At 38.0% G+C, this 19,614-nt stretch carries 20 protein-coding genes; all 20 read right to left on the reverse strand.

Annotation, left to right across the window (positions count from 1 at the left end; all coding sequences use genetic code 11):
• Positions 1-12 precede the first annotated feature (12 nt).
• Positions 13-312, reverse strand: coding sequence for a L7Ae/L30e/S12e/Gadd45 family ribosomal protein (locus MN204_RS03740; protein ID WP_249869747.1), 300 nt, complete (start codon positions 310-312; stop codon positions 13-15).
• Positions 302-583 (reverse strand): RNase P modulator RnpM, encoded by a 282-nt coding sequence (gene rnpM, locus MN204_RS03745; RefSeq protein ID WP_249869748.1) that lies wholly within the window; start codon positions 581-583, stop codon positions 302-304. The genes MN204_RS03740 and rnpM overlap by 11 nt, the downstream gene beginning before the upstream one ends.
• 12 nt (positions 584-595) lie before the next feature.
• A complete protein-coding gene (gene nusA, locus MN204_RS03750) occupies positions 596-1,702 on the reverse strand; it encodes a transcription termination factor NusA (protein ID WP_249869749.1) in 1,107 nt (368 codons plus the stop codon).
• Between the two features lie 19 nt (positions 1,703-1,721).
• On the reverse strand, positions 1,722-2,192 hold the full coding sequence (gene rimP, locus MN204_RS03755) for a ribosome maturation factor RimP (protein WP_249869750.1): 471 nt from the start codon (positions 2,190-2,192) through the stop codon (positions 1,722-1,724).
• A 247-nt stretch (positions 2,193-2,439) separates the two neighbouring features.
• Positions 2,440-3,270 (reverse strand): STAS domain-containing protein, encoded by an 831-nt coding sequence (locus tag MN204_RS03760; protein WP_249869751.1) that lies wholly within the window; start codon positions 3,268-3,270, stop codon positions 2,440-2,442.
• A gap of 277 nt (positions 3,271-3,547) precedes the next feature.
• Entirely contained in the window at positions 3,548-7,837 is a 4,290-nt protein-coding gene (locus tag MN204_RS03765; RefSeq protein WP_249869752.1) for a PolC-type DNA polymerase III, read from the reverse strand.
• Positions 7,838-7,926: 89 nt separating this feature from the next.
• Positions 7,927-9,201 (reverse strand): RIP metalloprotease RseP, encoded by a 1,275-nt coding sequence (gene rseP, locus MN204_RS03770; RefSeq protein WP_249869753.1) that lies wholly within the window; start codon positions 9,199-9,201, stop codon positions 7,927-7,929.
• Between the two features lie 158 nt (positions 9,202-9,359).
• On the reverse strand, positions 9,360-10,151 hold the full coding sequence (locus tag MN204_RS03775) for a phosphatidate cytidylyltransferase (protein ID WP_249869754.1): 792 nt from the start codon (positions 10,149-10,151) through the stop codon (positions 9,360-9,362).
• A 15-nt stretch (positions 10,152-10,166) separates the two neighbouring features.
• Positions 10,167-10,928: an undecaprenyl pyrophosphate synthase gene (uppS, locus tag MN204_RS03780; protein ID WP_249869755.1), complete on the reverse strand. Its 762-nt coding sequence runs from the start codon at positions 10,926-10,928 to the stop codon at positions 10,167-10,169.
• A 468-nt stretch (positions 10,929-11,396) separates the two neighbouring features.
• Positions 11,397-11,954, reverse strand: coding sequence for a ribosome recycling factor (frr, locus tag MN204_RS03785; protein WP_249869756.1), 558 nt, complete (start codon positions 11,952-11,954; stop codon positions 11,397-11,399).
• A gap of 2 nt (positions 11,955-11,956) precedes the next feature.
• Positions 11,957-12,679, reverse strand: coding sequence for a UMP kinase (gene pyrH / locus MN204_RS03790; RefSeq protein ID WP_249869757.1), 723 nt, complete (start codon positions 12,677-12,679; stop codon positions 11,957-11,959).
• A 118-nt stretch (positions 12,680-12,797) separates the two neighbouring features.
• The gene (tsf, locus tag MN204_RS03795) at positions 12,798-13,682 is read right to left on the reverse strand and encodes a translation elongation factor Ts (protein WP_249869758.1); all 885 of its coding nucleotides are present in this window, start codon (positions 13,680-13,682) and stop codon (positions 12,798-12,800) included.
• Positions 13,683-13,866: 184 nt separating this feature from the next.
• Positions 13,867-14,619 (reverse strand): 30S ribosomal protein S2, encoded by a 753-nt coding sequence (rpsB, locus tag MN204_RS03800; RefSeq protein WP_249869759.1) that lies wholly within the window; start codon positions 14,617-14,619, stop codon positions 13,867-13,869.
• Positions 14,620-14,976: 357 nt separating this feature from the next.
• Entirely contained in the window at positions 14,977-15,426 is a 450-nt protein-coding gene (locus MN204_RS03805) for a helix-turn-helix domain-containing protein (RefSeq protein ID WP_249869760.1), read from the reverse strand.
• A gap of 12 nt (positions 15,427-15,438) precedes the next feature.
• A complete protein-coding gene (locus MN204_RS03810) occupies positions 15,439-15,711 on the reverse strand; it encodes a hypothetical protein (protein ID WP_249869761.1) in 273 nt (90 codons plus the stop codon).
• Positions 15,712-15,751: 40 nt separating this feature from the next.
• Positions 15,752-17,125 carry a flagellar assembly protein A gene (locus tag MN204_RS03815; RefSeq protein ID WP_249869762.1) on the reverse strand — a complete coding sequence of 458 codons (1,374 nt, stop codon included), beginning with the start codon at positions 17,123-17,125 and terminating at the stop codon, positions 15,752-15,754.
• A 43-nt stretch (positions 17,126-17,168) separates the two neighbouring features.
• Entirely contained in the window at positions 17,169-17,948 is a 780-nt protein-coding gene (locus MN204_RS03820) for a FliA/WhiG family RNA polymerase sigma factor (protein WP_249869763.1), read from the reverse strand.
• Between the two features lie 39 nt (positions 17,949-17,987).
• Complete coding sequence (locus MN204_RS03825; RefSeq protein ID WP_306798581.1) at positions 17,988-18,485, reverse strand: chemotaxis protein CheD; 498 nt, start codon at positions 18,483-18,485, stop codon at positions 17,988-17,990.
• Positions 18,478-19,116 (reverse strand): chemotaxis protein CheC, encoded by a 639-nt coding sequence (locus tag MN204_RS03830; protein ID WP_249869764.1) that lies wholly within the window; start codon positions 19,114-19,116, stop codon positions 18,478-18,480. The genes MN204_RS03825 and MN204_RS03830 overlap by 8 nt, the downstream gene beginning before the upstream one ends.
• 3 nt (positions 19,117-19,119) lie before the next feature.
• Positions 19,120-19,590, reverse strand: a complete 471-nt coding sequence (locus MN204_RS03835; RefSeq protein WP_249869765.1) for a chemotaxis protein CheW — start codon at positions 19,588-19,590, stop codon at positions 19,120-19,122.
• Between the last annotated feature and the right edge of the window lie 24 nt (positions 19,591-19,614).

Genomic DNA, 19,614 nt, shown 5'->3' on the forward strand with positions numbered 1-19,614 from the left:
CCCCGAATTTGATTACCCGAGTAACGACTCAATCTTAGTAGCAAAACCTGCATCCAAGATAGCAATAGCTACTCTATGGGATTTTCCAATTGCATTTGACAATGTTTCTCTGTCATCTGCGATTATAAAAGGTACTTCATAGTAGATACATTTGTTCGTTAGTTTTTTCTTCGTCTGTGGACCAATATCATTTGCAAGTATTACTAGTTTAGCCCTGTTTGAACGAATGTCCTTTAAGATAGACTCTTCTCCAAGGGTACACTTACCTGCACGATAAGCGAGTCCGATTATATTTAAATAATTACTTTTCATGTGTCTTACCACTAATAATCTGCTTTAATTCTTCATAAATGGAAGCATCCACTTCTGCATTTAATGTCCGATTAAGTACGTTTGATTTCTCCGCCTTTGTAATGACATCCAAATCACGGGATAAGTATGCACCCCGACCATTTTTCTTACCCGTCGGATCAACAAAGACCACTCCTTCTTTGTTGCGCACGATGCGGATTAGCTCTTTTTTCGGTTTCATTTCATTGGTTACGACACATTTACGTTCAGGTGCCTTTCTTTTTTGAACCATTCATAGCCCCCCTTATTCAAACAGATCGTCATCATTGTTAGAATGGGATTCGTCGTTTTCAGATGCTGCTGTTAATAGTCCTTCTTCTCTTGCTTCGGTTTCGCTCTTTATGTCTATTTTCCAACCTGTAAGTTTCGCAGCAAGTCTTGCATTCTGACCACGTTTACCAATAGCAAGTGATAATTGATAATCTGGAACGATGACAGTCGTTGCTTTTTCTTCTTCTTTTACGAGAACATCAACCACTTTAGAAGGGCTTAATGCATTTGATACGTAAACAACAGGGTCTTGGGACCATTCTACGATATCAATTTTTTCGCCTTTCAATTCATTGACAATTGCCTGGACCCGCTGTCCTCTTTGGCCAACACATGAACCAACCGGATCAACCTCAGGATCTTGTGCAAAGACAGAGATTTTTGATCGGTCTCCAGCTTCTCTCGCAACTGATTTTATTTCAACTGTTCCATCGAAAATCTCAGGAACTTCCATTTCAAATAGGCGTTTTAACAAACCTGGATGTGATCTTGAAATATATATTTGTGGTCCTTTACTCGTGTTTTCCACTTTTGTAACAAATACCTTCAAACGATCATGAACATTATATTCCTCTGCCGGCATTTGCTCGGCTTCAGCTAGCTTCGCTTCTATTTTCCCTAGATTGACATATACGAACCGTGGATCTTTGCGTTGAATGATACCTGTCATCACATCTTCTTCACGATCAATATATTCTGAGAATATAACACCGCGTTCAGCTTCACGTACTCGTTGTGTAACAACTTGTTTTGCTGCCTGGGCTGCAATACGCCCGAAATCTTTAGGTGTTACTTCGACTTCGATAATATCTTCCAGTTCGTAATTCGGGTCTATTTTTTTTGCTTCTTCCAACGAAATTTCAAGTTGGATATCTTCCACTTCTTCCACAACAGCCTTTCTGGAAAAGACGCTCATCTTCCCGGTTGCTTCATTAAGCTCGACCCTGACGTTTGTTGCAGATTTGAAGTTTTTCTTATAAGCAGAAATTAGGGCGGCTTCCAAAGCTTCCATTAGAATGTCCTTATCAATCCCTTTTTCCTTTGCCAAATTATCAATCGCGTCAAACAACTGACTGCTCACTTTTATTTTCCCCCTTTAATTAAAACATAACAGCAAGTCTAGCTTTAGCTATCTTGTCATATGGAATTTCCACTGTCTTCTTTCTTGTTTTAATTTTGTATTCAATTGTTGCCGTATCATCTTTAAATGCTTTAAGGATTCCTTCAAATTCCCTTTCACCATCAATACGTTCATACAGTTTCACGAAAACATTATTATTAATATTTTTTATGAAATCTTCTTTTGACTTCAGTGGTCGTTCCACTCCAGGTGAGGAAACTTCCAGAAAGTAAGGCTCTTTAATCGGATCGGTCTCATCCAATTTCTCACTTAATTGTTCGGAAACTTCACCGCATTCAACTATATCGACTCCGCCTTCTTTGTCAATATAAACTCTCAGGAACCAATTTTTCCCTTCTTTAACATACTCGATATCTGCAAGTTCCAGATTCTTTGCCTCTAAGATGGGATTTACTAATTCTTCTGCAATTTTAATTACATGGGAGCTCAAAATTCGTCCTCCTTTAAATAACAGTATTTATTTCTTATTATAAACCAACATGCACATTTTAATTTTGCACACCCTTAATCAATATAAAACCCCTGCCGGATGTTGTGGCTAGGGGAAGCTTTTTAAAATCGAAAACAGTATGAAGAAAGAGTGGGCAAGAACCCACTCTTTCAACCGTCCGTATCGTTACTTTCCAAAAAAAAGTATACCATAAAAGCATTCCCAGTGCAAGATATGTACTGATTACCTACTTTTCATGAATAAATTCTCTTAATGCATGTTGAAGTGTTCCCTTTGTTTTTATGTTATTACCGAAGGGGTGCTCATGTTCAATAAAGTGTGCTACTACTTCCGGACGCATACCTGTGATGATTGCTTTACAGCCCATCATCGTTATGCCGTCTATAAGTTTCCTGAACAATTGAAATGCATTGTCATCCAATTGGGCTAGGCCTGAAAGATCCAATATCAAGGTTTGAACACCTTTATTACTAATATCATTCAAAACTTTCTCCTCAATAATGTTTCCACGAAACTCGTCCAACATACCGATCAACGGTAAAATGCTGATTTTTTCTGTAATTGGGATGATTGGAGCAGAGAGACTCTCTACCAACTCGTTTTTTGATTCAAGCAGGTTATCCTTATACGATGAATAGCTTAAGAAGAAGGAACGGAAAAATTCATCAACAAGACTATTAATTTCAATTTGCAGCTTGTGAAATTCTTCCTTTTCTCCCAGTTCCCCACCCAATCTATCATATTTATAAATAAATTCCCAAAGTGTTTTCCGGATTGCCTGAATCCACTCCAGTTTAAAAGCGAGTGTGAGACTATGGCCGGCCCAGGCGATACCTTCTCTTGTACCAAGGGCCGTCACGTCTTCCCTTCTATTTTGCACAACACTTAATACAAGGTTATATGCATTATCAAGCAAATTAATATTCCCAATCAATTTTATCTGCTCAATTTTATCGCGAACCTGTACCGCCTCATCAAGAAGCAGCTGCTCGAATTGTTTTCTATTATCTATAATAAATTCTTTCATCCCTTGATCTCCATCATAATGCAACTGCATGAAATCATCCCCTAAATAATAAAATAAGAAATTATTTTTTAAAAAACTAATACTATTATAGTATAATATCGCGTTTATCTGCACCGATAACATTGCTTTACAGAACAAAAATGCAAGCGTGCCTTAATCATTTAGAAAACTTCCACTCAAGTTATTACCCGAACCAGAACCACTTAAACAGAATTAGCCTTTTTCGGGAAGTTGACTCCCCAGTTCCTATTCTTTTCCTTTCAAATTGTGAAGTGGGGGTCAACATATCCGTTCATGCTGAGCTAAATTAGAATAATGATAATTGATTTTTCTCAGCCATTCCATCCAGACATCCGTGATTATCCAAAAATTCGAGAACAGTTTTTGATATTTTACTTCTTTCGCGAAGGTCTTCTTTAGACAAGAATTCACCTTCCTCACGAGCTTTTACAATGTTAAGTGCTGCATTTGTTCCCAATCCATCGACTGCATTGAAAGGAGGGAGCAAACTATTGCCATCCACGATGAATTCCGTTGCACTTGATTTATACAAGTCCACTTTTTTGAAATGAAATCCACGTTCACACATTTCAAGAGAAAGTTCAAGAACTGTTAGCAAGCTTTTTTCTTTAGGTGATGCCTCATTGCCTTTTACTGAAATGCTTTCAATTCGGCTTCGAATTGAACTTGAACCTTTGACCATTGTGTCCAAATCAAAATCATCCGCTCTAACCGTAAAGTATGCCGCATAGAAAAGTATTGGATAATGGACTTTAAAGTAAGCAATCCGCACTGCCATTAATACGTAGGCTGCAGCATGAGCTTTTGGAAACATATATTTGATTTTTTTGCAGGATTCAATATACCAATCCGGTACATTGTGTTTCCGCATTTCGATAATCCATTCTTCTTGAAGTCCTTTTCCTTTACGAACAAATTCCATAATTTTAAATGCAAGTGATGGTTCCAGTCCTTTATGCATTAAATAAACCATAATATCATCCCGGCAACCAATAACATCCGGTAATTCACATATCCCATCATTAATTAATTCCTGTGCATTTCCCAACCATACATCGGTACCATGGGATAAACCCGAAATGATTAATAGTTCAGCAAAAGTGCTTGGCTTTGTATCCTCAAGCATTTGCCTAACAAATTTGGTTCCAAACTCTGGAACACCTAAGGTCCCTGTTTTACAATTGATTTGTTGGGGAGTTACGCCTAATGACTCTGTACCAGAGAATATTTTCATAACTTCCTGATCATCGGTCGGAATATCTTTTGGGTCTATACCACTTAAATCCTGCAGCATGCGGATTACAGTTGGGTCATCATGTCCAAGAATATCAAGTTTCAGCAAGTTATCATGAATGGAATGGAAGTCAAAATGAGTTGTCCGCCATTCACTATTCCGGTCATCTGCTGGAAATTGTATTGGTGTGAAATCATAAATTTCCATATTTTCCGGAACAACAATGATCCCACCAGGATGCTGACCGGTTGTTCGCTTGACACCTGTACACCCTTGAACTAGACGATCAACTTCAGCATTTTTATACACAAGCTGTTTATCCGATGCATAGCCTTTGACATACCCATAGGCGGTCTTCTCTGCGATGGTTCCAATTGTTCCTGCACGATATACATAATCGACTCCAAACAGTTCCTTTGTATAGTTATGCGCTCTTGGCTGATATGCACCGGAAAAGTTCAAATCAATATCAGGAACTTTATCCCCTTTAAATCCAAGGAACGTTTCAAATGGAATATCCTGTCCATCTTTTGTCAATTCCGCATGACATTCAGGGCAATTTTTATCTGGCAAGTCAAACCCACTGGCAACGGAACCGTCTGTTATAAATTCATTATAATGGCATTTTTCACAAACATAATGTGGAACCAACGGGTTTACTTCCGTAATTTCAGTCATTGTTGCTACAAAGGACGATCCGACTGACCCCCTAGAACCAACCAGGTACCCGTCATCCAGAGATTTTTTAACAAGTTTATGAGAGATAAGGTAAATGACTGAAAATCCATTTCCGATGATACTGTCCAGTTCTTTCTCAAGTCTATCCTCGACAATCTTTGGGATTGGTTCACCATATATTTTTTTCGCGCGGTTGTAACATAAATCACGCATCTCCTGTTCTGCACCCTCAATAGTTGGAGTAAATAGACCATCTTTAACAGGAGATACTTCTTCCACGGCATCCGCAATAGCATTTGTGTTTTTTACAACAATTTCATATGCCACATCTTTACCGAGAAATTTAAAGCATTCTAGCATTTCATTTGTAGTACGGAATGGCGTGTCAGGAAGTGTCTGCCTGTTTAATGGGTTTCCGGCTTGTGCTCCAATCAAAATTTGACGATACTGTTTATCACGATCATCAATATAATGTACATTGCCTGTTGCAACGACCGGCTTATTCATTCGCTTACCAAGTTCTACTAATTTTTTTATAATATCCAAGATTTGCGATTCATTTTGCACTAAATCCTTCTCGATTAAATGTACATAATTCGCAGGGGGCTGTACTTCTATATAATCATAGAATTCCGCTGCCTGTTCAGCCTCTTCCGCTGATTTTTGCATCATTGTCTCAAATACTTCTCCTTTATCGCAAGCAGTTCCAACAAGTATCCCTTGACGGAGTTTTTTCAGAAGTGATCTTGGAATTCGCGGTACACGGTAGAAATAATCAATATGAGCACTTGAGACGAGCTTGTACAGATTTTTTAATCCTTCCTGTGTTTGCGTAATCAGAGTGCAATGATATGGACGGGAACGCTGAAAAGCATTACCTTCTCCCATATGATTGTTTAATTCATTATGGTTCTTAATTTCTCTATTTAAAAGCTTTTGGACAAGCTTCCATAGTAAATAACCAGTAGCTTCAGCGTCATAAATAGCTCGATGATGTTGTGTCAATTCAATATCCAAATGTTTACATAGCGTATTAAGTCGATGGTTTCTCAACTCCGGAATCAGGAATCTGGCAAGTTCCAATGTATCTATAACGGGATTTTTCGCCTTTTCATAACCGAAACGCTTAAATCCCTGATTTAGAAATCCCATGTCGAAGCTTGCATTATGAGCTACTAGAATATCGTCTCCCATCCATTCGCGGAAATCCCTTAATACCTCTTCAATTTCTGGCGCATCCTTTACCATATCATCCGTAATGCCGGTTAGATCAATTGTAGTTTGTGATAATGGATGATGAGGGTTTGCGAATGCTTCAAAACGGTCAATAATTTCACCTTGATGAATCTTGACAGCTGCCAGTTCAATAATCGTATCGTATACTGCAGAAAGTCCGGTTGTCTCCACATCAAAGACGATATATGTTTCATTTTCCAGTTTCCGATCGGCCTCGTTAAAGGCGATTGGTACACCATCATCAACTAAGTTTACTTCCACACCGTACAACACTTTGATATTATGCTTCTGACCTGCAGCATGAGCGTCTGGGAAACCTTGCACACCGGCATGGTCTGTAATTGCAACAGCTTTATGTCCCCATTTTGCAGCCTGTGTCACCAGAACTTCTGGGGAAACGACAGCATCCATCTGGCTCATCGTCGTATGGGCATGAAGCTCAACCCGTTTTTCATCTTCAGGGGCTTCATCCATACGGCTGGCTACCTTTATTTCATGAATATCATTTGCCATCATTGCCAGCTCATTGGTATACATATCTGTTTGTATACTTCCCCTGGCTTTGATCCACATTCCTTTTTTCACACCCGCAAATTTAGCTGCATCTTCATCACCTTTAGAAAACATTTTAATCTGCAGGGAATCTGTATAATCAGTAGCTTTTATAATCAAAAGACTTCTGCCTGAGCGCAGTTCTCTAACCTCTGAAGCAAATATGTAACCCTGGACAGTAACTCTTCGCTCTTCCTCAAGAATTTGATCCATCGTGATTGCTTCTTCCGGTATTTTATATCCAATCGATAGCGGTCTATTTTCATGACTTGATTTTTCTTTATCCCGCTTTTCTTTTTCCTGTACTGTTTTTAAAACAAGTTGCTGATCTTCCAGTGCTTTTTGATCTCTAAATTTTTGAATGTCGGCTGCATCCGTTTTGACATGGATATCCAAACCATAAGCAAGTACACCGATTTTGTCGCAATAATGTCTGAAATCTGCCTCAAGCCTTTTTTTCAAAGCACTTGCCTCAGCCTCATTTCTCGCTGTTAACATAATCTTGTTATTGTTCACTTCAGGAATCTGGTTATGGACTAAGTCTCTGTAGGCAGGAGATAATTGATTGAGTGATGTAATAAAATGCTTCCAGTAACCACGAATCGTTTCATCATTACACGTTTTGTCCTCAGCTTTAATTGTCAGTTCCACATTGGCAATCTGCTGAAAAGCTTGCTGAAGTTTTGAGATAAACTGTTGGTAAATATCAATAGGAAGTATAGATTTCACATGTATATGAAAATGCCAAACTTTTGTATTTTTAAAGATTTCCAGTTTTTCTAAGTAACTACCATTGAAATAATTCGTTATCTGTTCATTCGGAATTTCTAGCTGTTTCAATAACAAATCCATCTTTTCTTTTTTGGATATGTCCATTTTTACACCTCCTGCGTCTAAAAAAATGCAATAATAATGCAAGCCCTTGTCAGTTATAAGACAAGGGCATTGCTTTCTAACTATAAAGCTTAAAGGAATAAACGCTGAATGTCATTCCATGTGACAACAATCATTAATAGCATCAGAAATGCAAATCCCACGAAATGAAATATACCCTCTTTTTCCGGAGCAATTGGTTTCCCACGCAATGCTTCAATTCCTACGAACACTAATCTTCCTCCATCAAGTGCCGGCAGTGGTACCAGGTTAATAATCCCCAAGTTTATACTTAGCATCGCGGTCCATAACATTAAATTCATAAATCCGGTCTGAACCACCTGGTCTGTCGCGTCATAAATACCAACAGGACCCGAAAGCATTTCGATAGAGACTTGACCGGTAACGAGCATCAACAGATTTGTTAAAATCAGTTTGGTCGTTTCATATGTTCGTTCAAAACCATATGTAAAAGTTCCTATGACTGATTTTTCAAATCCTTGATATACGCCAATTTGACCTATTGTAATTGGCTCACCTTGTGGGTCTACCAATTCAGCAGCACCTGGGACAACGGAGATTGGCTGTTCTTCACCATTTCGCAAAACAACCATATTCAATTCCTGACCGGGATTCGCTCTTATGATTGAAGTAAATTCTTCCCATGTTGAAATGGAATTGTCCCCGATTTGAATAACGACGTCATCCGGCTGGAATCCTGCTTCTTCTGCCGGTGTGTCAGGTTGGATTTCACCCATTTTTGCCTCTTCAACGGGAACACCTTGTACCAACCCTAAAATAATAAAGATGACAATAGCCAAGAAGAAGTTCATCATTGGACCGGCAAATAATTGCATTGCCCGTTGTCCTACTGTTTTGGAAGCAAATTGGCGGTCATATGGTGCAATTTGCGTTTCCCGTTCGTCCATAACGAAAAACGCCTTACGATCAATATCAAACCGCAACTTATTGTCTTCTTCGTCAATTTCATAGCCTTCAATTAGAAGCTCATGATCAAGATCAGCATGTTCAACTTCAATGACTCTGGCATTTGGATGTTTAGATTTGTTATTTACGATTATTTTAGAGACCTTGCCAGCATCATTAAATTCAAGCCCAATATGATGTCCTGGTTTTAATTCAATAATTTCCGGGTCCTCTCCAGCAACCCTCACATATCCACCTGCCGGTATTAGGCGGATGGTATACAATGTCTCGTTTCTCGTAAATGAGAATACCTTTGGACCAAAACCAATTGCAAATTCACGAACAAGCATACCTGCGCGTTTTGCAAATATCATATGGCCCCACTCATGAATAAAGACGAGCAACCCAAACATAAAAATAAATGCGATTACAGTGGTCAATAAAAACACCTTCCTTTTATTGAAGCAGGTATTGTCTAGTGAATTAAACGTAAGCGTGTACCCCGATAAAATTATATTCAAACTTTAAATAAGTTTAACCTGTTTATAATAATATGTTCAAGTATTTTTGTTGTAAGTGGGTAGCGACCACAACATAGTTAGATGAAATTGATGAGGTGAAGCAATGGCAGAACAAACAGTAAACTGTCAAACCTGTCCAAAATTCCTCCATGTCCCGGAAGTAATTTACCCGAATCCTTTACACCATAATTCCGTTTAAATGCGGATTCAACCAGGTCACCTATCTGACCAAATATGGATGCTAGAATAGTTACTACAATAACAGCCAATAAGGAATGAGGGAATGGACTCACCAAGTGAAAAACAATTCCGACAGCAATCGCGAGCATTATTCCACCGAGGGCGCCTTCAACCGTTTTATTTGGACTGATAGTAGGCCATAATTTTTTCTTGCCAAATGCTCGCCCGAAAAAGTATGCACCGGTATCAGTAGCCCAAATGATGAAAAATGCATAAAGAATATTACTGAGTGCATTGCTTCCTGCTCTTGTTTCCAGCAGATAAAAAAATCCAAGCCCTACATAAAAAGCCGCCAAAAGAATAAAACCAACATGGTCAAAAGTAAATTTATTTTTGACCAGTACTGTATATGTTAACAGCAAAAGAATGATAAGGGCAATCATCTCAAATTTCGTAAACCAGCTGTGATTCAAAATGGAAGATGTGCTTGGTATTAAAAACAACCATAATAAAATAATCACCAATATATTAGGTAAGATGTACTTCCCAATACCCCTCATTTTGATTAATTCCAACAGCCCTATAGTAGCTATGGCATAAATCAGTATTGTAAATGGAAGTCCTCCTATAATGACGAAGGGCAGAAATACTATTAATGCAAGTAATGCTGTTATCGTTCGCTGTTTCATAAGCCTATCATCACCTTAAATACCTCCATACCGTCTTTTCCTCTGTTGATATTCCTCAAGGGCGCTCAAAAAGTTCTCTTCAGTAAAATCAGGCCACAATACATCTGTAAACCAGAACTCGGTATATGCAAGCTGCCATAACAGGAAATTGCTTAATCTTTGTTCACCACCGGTTCGGATAAGCAGATCGGGGTCAGATAAACCATTCGTAAATAAATAGTTAGAAAACTGGCTGTCATCTAACGCGTCAATCGACAGTTTGGAATTATCGATGTCGCTGATTATTTGCTTTACAGCGTGGACAATTTCCAGTCTGCTTCCATAATTCAGTGCAAAGTTCAGTAAAAGACCATCATTATCTTTTGTTTTATCAATTGCATACTGAACAGCTTCTCTTGTATAACTCGGAAGAGAATCAAAATCACCAATCGTCTCGATTCTGACATTATTGGAAATCAAATCCGGCAAGTAAATATGTAGAAACTCTTTAGGCAATCGTAAAATAAAATCAATCTCCGACTTCGGCCTTTTCCAGTTTTCCGTTGAAAACGTGTATAGAGTAAGAATCTTAACGTTTGAATTCACTGCGGCTTTAACGACTTTATTGACTGCTGAGACACCTTCTTTATGTCCTGCTATTCGTGGTAACCCACGTTTCTGCGCCCAACGTCCGTTTCCATCCATTATAATCGCAATATGGTCCGGAGTGTTTTCCACCCTTTGCACCTCAAGCTCTTTTGTTTGTTTATAATTAAAAAAAGGAATTTTCATCGACATAGTCTGTCCCCCGAAATGTTGTTGACTTGCAATCCTTTACGTGCGTGTTCAAAAGGAGGATAAAAAAGACCGGTCGGCTAAGAACACAACATCCCGGATGTGATTACTCGCACAACCGAAAAGCTTTGTTGCTACGTGGATACTAGCACGTCCTGTGCGTCGAAAGTTAAGTTCGAAGCGACATAGCTCCCCGCAGCGGAAAAGCAAGCCTTCGTTCGAAAATCAATGCGCTATTTTTACCGGTCTTTTTGATCAACCTCTTTAACGTAGTTCTTTTATGGTCAAGGATTGAAAGCCTTATCCCCAACAGGATGAATCTACATTATATCATGATAATACTTTCTTATTATAACGATTATTGCTATAGATTACAAAAGCCCCCTTTAAATAAGAGGGCTTTTGCATCTTACTCTGCAATATATGAACCGCTGAGACATTTAATGTATAAAGAATTGTATAATTTTATTCTTAGACTTCCATTATTTCTTTTTCTTTATTCTTAGCAAGGTCATCAATCTTTGAAATATTTTCATTCGTTGCGTTTTGGACATCATCCTGAAATCCACGTAAATCGTCTTCCGTCATATCTCCACTTTTTTCCATCTTCTTCAAGCTATCATTTGTATCTCGACGGATATTACGTATTTGAACTCTGGATTCTTCTGCATATTTACCTACCACTTTAACTAAATCCTTACGTCTTTCCTCTGTTAGAGCTGGTATATTGATTCGAATCATATTTCCATCATTTGACGGTGTTAATCCTAGATTTGCAATCTGAATAGCTCTTTCAATATCAGAAAGCGCTGTTTTATCATAAGGTGTAATAGTGAGTAGTCTCGCTTCCGGAGCGCCAATAGTGGCCAGCTGATTCAATGGAGTAGATGCACCATAATAATCGACATATATACTATCCAATAGGCTTGGATTTGCTCTGCCTGCTCTTACTGATGCTAAGTTCTTAGAAAAAGCTTGTACTGCCTGTTCCATTTTTTCCTGCATTTGATTCATAATTGCTTCAGACATCATTATTTCCCCCTTATTGTTGTGCCGATCGTTTCACCTTCGACAACTCGTTTAATATTGCCTTCTTCAGTAATAGAAAATACAATTAATGGGATATTATTATCCATGCATAATGAAGAAGCTGTAGAATCCATTACTCCCAAACCTTCATTAAGCATTTCCATATAAGTCAGACTGCTGTATTTCTTTGCGTCTTTATTAAGCTTCGGATCATCCGTATACACACCATCAACATTATTTTTAGCCATCAATATAACTTCCGCTTCAATTTCTGCTGCTCGGAGTGCTGCTGTTGTGTCTGTTGAAAAATAAGGATTCCCTGTACCGGCTGCGAAAATGACAACACGCTTTTTCTCTAAATGACGAATTGCTTTTCTCCTTATGTATGGCTCAGCGACCTGGCGCATTTCGATAGATGTCTGTACTCTCGTTTGAATTCCGATCGTCTCCAAACCGTCCTGCAGTGCAAGTGAATTCATGATTGTAGCCAGCATACCCATATAGTCAGCAGAAGCACGATCCATTCCCATTTCACTTCCAACTTTACCACGCCATATATTTCCTCCACCGACAACAATAGCTACTTCTACACCTAATTCCGCTACTTCTTTCACTTGTTCGGCGATTGATTTGATGACTTTCGGGTCTATGCCATAACCTTGTTCACCACTTAGAGCTTCTCCACTTAATTTTAACACAATTCTACGGTACCGTGCTGTTGTCATAATAACCTCCATAGAAATTTTATATTTTTAAACGTTGTCTTGTAGATACAGAGATTTATTCAGAATGGTTGTAAAATAGGGAACAAATGAATGTTCCCTATTTACAGGATGGAATACCTTATTTTTTAATTTGACTCATAACTTCTTCAGCGAAGTTTTCTTGGCGTTTTTCCATTCCTTCGCCGACTTCGTAACGAACAAATGCTTTAACCGAAGCACCTTTATCAGCCACGTATTTTTTCACTTTTTGATCTGGATCTTTTACAAAGCTTTGTTCCAAAAGAACGATTTCTTCAAAGAATTTACCAAGACGACCTTCAACCATTTTCTCAACGATTTTTTCAGGTTTACCTTCATTTAATGCTTGTGATTTCAAAACTTCACGCTCATGATTTACTTCTTCTTCTGATACTGCATCACGAGATACATAACGAGGGTTCACTGCTGCAACGTGCATGGAAACATCTTTTCCAACTTGCTCGTCCGTAGTTCCTTCAAGTAAAGATAACACACCGATACGTCCACCCATATGCAGGTAGGCACCAAATGAATCGTTATCTGTTTTTTCCATTGTCGCAAAACGACGAAGTGAGATTTTTTCTCCAATTGTTGACACTGCAGAGTTGATAACTGTATCAACAGTTTCTCCCTCACCGTTTAGTTTTTGCTGTAATGCCTCTTCAACGGTTGTTGGTTGTTGACTTACAATATGTTTACCTAAGTCAGATAGAAGATTTTTAAACTGTTCGTTTTTCGTAACGAAATCTGTTTCACAGTTCACTTCAATAATTGCAGCTTTATTGCCATCAACTTCAATATGTGTTAATCCTTCTGCAGCAATACGGTCTGCTTTTTTAGCAGCCTTTGCAATACCTTTTTCACGAAGGTAATCGATAGCAGCATCCATGTTGCCATCTGTTTCTTGAAGTGCTTTTTTACAATCCATCATACCAGCGCCAGTTTTTTCACGTAGTTCTTTAACCATTTGAGCAGTAATAGCCATTTAGAGATCCTCCTTTGAATAGTTAAGCAAAAGTCATTTTTGTTTTTAGAAAACGATGGTTTAACCAAGACTTTCGGTGACAGCCTTAGTTGCACTTATGCAGATTGAAATTTTTAAACTTTCTTATCTGCTAAAAAAGGTGATAAAAGGTTCATATCCTCTTATCACCCTCACCTTTTTAAGATTACTCTTGAGTTGATTCAGCAGCTTCTTCAGATGATTCTTCTGCTTGTACTTCTACTTCTTCCGTTTCTTCTTCCTGTTTCACTTCTAAAATAGCATCTGCCATTTTTGAAGTCAAAAGTTTAACGGCACGAATTGCATCGTCGTTCGCTGGGATAACATAGTCAATTTCATCTGGATCACAGTTCGTATCTACAATTCCAATGATAGGAATGTTTAATTTGTGTGCTTCAGCAATTGCAATACGCTCTTTACGAGGATCAACTACGAATAAAGCATCAGGTAGTTTAGTCATTTCTTTAATTCCACCAAGGAATTTAACTAAACGATCTTTTTCTTTGTTTAAGTTAACAACTTCTTTTTTAGGTAGTACTTCAAAAGTACCATCCTGTTCCATTTTTTCGATGGATTTCAAACGGCTGATACGTTTGCGGATTGTTTGGAAATTGGTAAGTGTGCCACCCAACCAACGTTGGTTAACATAGTACATACCAGAGCGAATTGCTTCATCCCTTACTGAATCCTGTGCTTGTTTTTTTGTTCCTACGAAAAGAATTGTACCGCCGTTTGCTGCGATTTCTTTTACATAGTTGTATGCTTCATCAACCTTCTTAACCGTTTTTTGCAGGTCGATAATGTAGATGCCGTTACGCTCAGTGAAGATATATTTCTTCATTTTTGGGTTCCAACGGCGTGTCTGATGTCCGAAATGTACACCAGCTTCCAACAATTGTTTCATTGATATTGCTCCCATGAATAATTCCTCCTAATGGTTTTTTTCCTCCGTCCGGGTCATTTCTGCATATAGACTATCCAATAAGAACAGCACCACATATACAAATCACTGGACGTGTGTTTTTATAGACCTGTTCCATCCAAATCGATGTGAACATAGTATTTACACCAAAAGTTACTATACCACATTGAAATACTGTAAGCAAGTATTTCCATTATTTTTTATGTGACACAACATTTTGCACCATTAATATAGGTACAACTGTATAACTGGGTTAAACTTAAAAGGCCATTAATAATCGACTTGTTAAGCTTTGAAAAAAGTAAGGTTGCTTTTCGTATTTTTTGTTGCTTATACGATAATTTGTCACTTTCACTATGCGAATGTTGCGTTATGTAATTTTAGAATAATTTCCACTTCTGTTTTTCCGCAATTTAGTCTACGTGCAATATCGCTGTTTGGATACCCTTCACGATGCAACTGAAGGACTCTTGATTCTAGGGAAGCTTCGATTGTATCTTTTGCTTCGCCCACATTGATCGGTAGATCTTGATATGCTTCGGTCCAATCAGCGGAATTCCCTTCTTGCTTATTGGCAGGTTCCTCAGAAACTAATCTTTTAGAGTTGTTATCTTCTACCGTTTGCAGTTGGGCCTGCAAGCGGCTATTTTCGTTCTTGATTTCCTGCAAATAAGCTTCAAATAAACCTTCTATTTCCTTTGAGTCTTGTGATTTAACTGAATCAAGCTGCTGATGTAGTTTATATATTGCTGTCAATGCCGTCAAATGCAGTAAAAAACTGATTATTAATAAGAAAGATACCATGTAATTTCTCCTCTAACCATTAAAATCGATTTGCTTCCCCAGAAAGGGATGATCGATTTCAATTTCTTTATCGCTTCGCTTCGAGTTACGTTCAACCTTTGATTCAGAATTTTCTTTATCTGCATTGATTTTCGTTGTTTCTTCAGATTCATTTACCTTTTTTCGCTTTCGTTCTTCTTGTTTCATCTGTATTTGTCCCAACGATTCCTGAAAATGCTGACCCTGCTTCATGATATTTTCCTGAACTTTTCCGGCATCCTGTACCCTTGGGAGTGCTACCTGCATTTCAATGGATTTCCAGGTCAGAAAGATCATCTCCTTTTTACTAATCAAATAAAGGATGTATCTTAATTTCATTATTTACTAGATTCATCTTAACATAATGGTGACTAGAGGTAATTTTCTTTTGATATTTACCAAAAGCTACAATCGTATTTTGGTGAATGAAATTTCTGACTATTAGGTATGCTTCTTTTTCACTGCCGATACTGGAATTCATTTTTTCTAGAATTCCTTCAATCATTTCTAATTTTCCTTCTGTCTTTCTAACGGAGTTTTTCTGCCGGAGAAATGATATTCGTAATTTGGGGTTTGAGACCATATCCTGTTTTTCCAGTTTACTGCCGATTAATGCAAGTTTACGTAGGGTTTCTTTCAGTTCTTTTTGTTTAGCTAATAATTCATCTTCCTTGTTGGAGATTTTCTTATTTAATCCAAAGATAATTTCTGTTTTTGTGCTAAGGCGATTGCCTATATCTTTTGCTTCAACCGCTTTCCCAGCAGACAAGGATCCTCCAATTATGTTTCCCTTTTGACAAAATATATGCCCATCAGCAACACATTCACTATGTAAAATTGAATTTTCTACATAGAGATCATTTTCTGCATGCACATTCCCTTGGTTAATATACCCGATTGTAATGTTTTCTCCTGCCTTTATAAATCCAGTTCCCTGTCCTGCCATCCCTTCGGATACATAGACAGACCCTCCTGCAATTACTTCCGCTGCTTCTACCATTCCAAAAATTTTAACATCTCCGTCAGCTTTTACGTGAAACCCTGTGGGCACGTCCCCATGAATAATTACCGTTCCAGTGAAATCCAGATTGCCAGTTTTCATTGATAACGTTTCCGGAACTTGATAGACTGGCTGAATATGAATATAGTTGCCTACAATACTGATTTGACCGTCTGTTGCAGCATAGAAAGACATGTTTTCTTCACGGAACACTACATTTTTGCCTGCTTTTACTGCGACCGGCTTCCCTGGTTTTGCCGGTACCGGGTTGCCTTTTACATTAATTCCTTCCACACCTTCTGTTGGTGCGAAAATAGTAGCTAATTTCTGTCCCTTAACAACACTTGGTATCCGCATTACATTACGGAAATCCCAATCTGATGTTTTTTCCAATTTCGTGTTTAAATTAAGCTCATATTGTATCTTACCATCTTCTCCGTCTATTACCGGAAGTCCATTTGCAATCACTAGTGGGAATTCCAATTCAATTAGATTGGAGAGCAGCTGAGCTACTTTCTCCTGTACGATTCCATAGACAATATGATGAGCATCCAGAAAACTTCTGAAAGTAGACTCGTCTAGTGACATGTCTCTTTCTTCATAGCTTTCTTTATAATGCAATTGAGCTGACATTTGATCATGGGATAGTTCAATGTGAAAGTAATCTTCTAGTTGATTCATGGCTTTTCCCCCGCTGGACGTATGACATAACTTTAGATAAATACTAATATAAAACTTGCATTTTATTCAATGTTTTTCTTAACTTGAAAATAGATCGTTTGTGAATTTGAGAAATTCTTGAAGTAGTTAAACCAATAATTTGGCCTATTTCGGTAAAAGTCAATTCTTCATTATAGAAAAGGCTGATCACGAGCTGTTCTTTTTCATTTAAAGATTTTATACCTTCTATAAGTTCCCCTTTTATTTCATTCTGCAGGATATGCCTATCTGGCAGAATCGCTGATTCATCTGGAATCGAGTAACCAATCCCTTCTTTCAGATCGCTATGACTTCCCTTTGGTTTTTCTTCAATAGAAAGAATATTTCCGAAAAGAGAATCCTTCATGGTAGTTTCTACTTCTTCTACGGTCATTCCTATCGTTTCAGCTATATCCTTGGCAGTTGCTTCTTTTTGATTTTTCTGCTCAAAACGTTCTGCAGCCTGTTCCACTTTCTTCGTCTTTTCTCTGATGGATCTTGGCAGCCAGTCTTCTTTTCTAAGGCCGTCAATAATCGATCCTTTAATTCTAAAAGAAGCATACGTATCAAATTTTAGATCACGAGCCGGATCGAATTTTTTGAGAGCATCATAAAGCCCCAAAAGGCCGAAGCTTTTAATATCGTCCTTACTGACACTGCTTGGAAGGTGACTTGAAATTCGCTCACTATGAAAATTTACAAGATACATATAATTGGAGATCAATTCATTGGCAGCCTCACTGCTCTTATTTGTAATCCAATCATTCCAAAGCTCCTGTTCAAGAGGAGTGCTTTTTGAATTCATATAATTGTGCTCCCCCTTCCGTATAAGGTCATTTACTTCTCAAATAATAAATGCTTCTTTATTGACTTTTCTTATATTTAAATCACAGGTTTCCGGATCAAATTCAATTGTTCTCCCTACATTACCACCTACATCCAAAGCAATTATTGGTATTTTCAGTTCCATCAGTTTTTGTTCGACTGCTTCGGTATTTCTTGGACCAATTCGCATAATGTCGGAACCAGAATTGAATTGAAACATTTGGGCTCCGCCTGCTATTTTCGCTTTTAGGGCAAATTTTCTCGCACCATTTTCAAGAAGTAAATCTACCAGTGATGGAATGGCGGTGTCCGCATACTTATACTGATTTAATTTAACCTGCTTGGTGGCGCTTGAATCAGGAAGCAGGACATGTGACAATCCAGCGATTTTTTTGGAAGCATCATAAATGACAACTCCCACACATGAACCAAGCCCTGATGTTCTTATCTTGTCCGGAGCTTTCACTATATTTAAATCAGCGATCCCCACTTTAATAATATTGCTTTTATCACTCATAATCGTTTATTCCCAATGCTTTAAAGATTTTGGAGAATGATTCAGGATCTGGCAATAAAAAGAAATTCCCTTTAATTCCTTCTTTTGATTGCTTCTCTCCCTTGATTTCAGTATCTATAATAATTGCATAATCTGTTAACTGTGATATTTCCAAAAGTCCTACTGTAAGAATCGCACCAGCCATATCGATTCCCAAATATGGTACAGATGGCTGCATATTAATCTTCGTGAAATCTGATAATGCAGTTAAATAGGAGCCTGTGACAATATTACCAATTTCATGCAGTGCAGAGAATGCCATTTCCTTATCTTCTATATCATCAAACAATGAAAAATTTGGATCATTGGTAAGCTGCCTTACGAGATATTCTGCCTCTTCCACTTTTAAAATGAAGTAAACGGTGCCAGGGGCTTCCCCGTGAATACGGAACATCAGGCCGACGATTACCTCATCAGGACCACCTATTAGTTCCATAATCTCATCATAGCCAATAATGTTTACTGAAGGAACGTTCATTTCTATTTTTTTATTCAGTAATGTTGATAGAGATGTTGCAGCATTTCCTGCACCAATATTGCCGATTTCCCTTAGAACATCTTTTTGTTTAAAGGTCAATTTATTGTAGTCCATATTCTAACCTTCCAGTGCGTGCATTTCATTTAGTTCCTGTAAGGATAGAATTTTATGCAAATTTAATAAAATTAATAAACGAGATTCTATTTTCGCAACGCCATCAATATACCCCACATCAACCGTATCGATGACTTCTGGTGCTGGTTCTATCTTATCCTCAGCTATATCGATTACATCATTTGCCGAATCAACGATCAGCCCCACTTCCATGTCATGAATGTTAACGATAATGATTCGCTTATTCCCATCCAAATCCGAATCCTGCAGGTTAAATCTCAGCCTTAAATCAATGACAGGAATAACCACTCCTCGCAAATTGATAACGCCTTTTACAAAAGGGGCAGTTTGAGGAACTCTTGTAATTGGCATAAGTCTTTCTATAGATCCAATTTGATTTACTGGTATCGCATATTCCTCTTCATCCAATTGAAAAATAATCATTTTTCTTGTTGCTGTAGGGACGCTTTCCATTCTAATCTCCTCCTCTTTCATTTA

The sequence above is a fragment of the Oceanobacillus saliphilus genome (assembly GCF_023522835.1).
GTDB classification, from domain to species: Bacteria; Bacillota; Bacilli; order Bacillales; family Amphibacillaceae; genus Oceanobacillus; species Oceanobacillus saliphilus.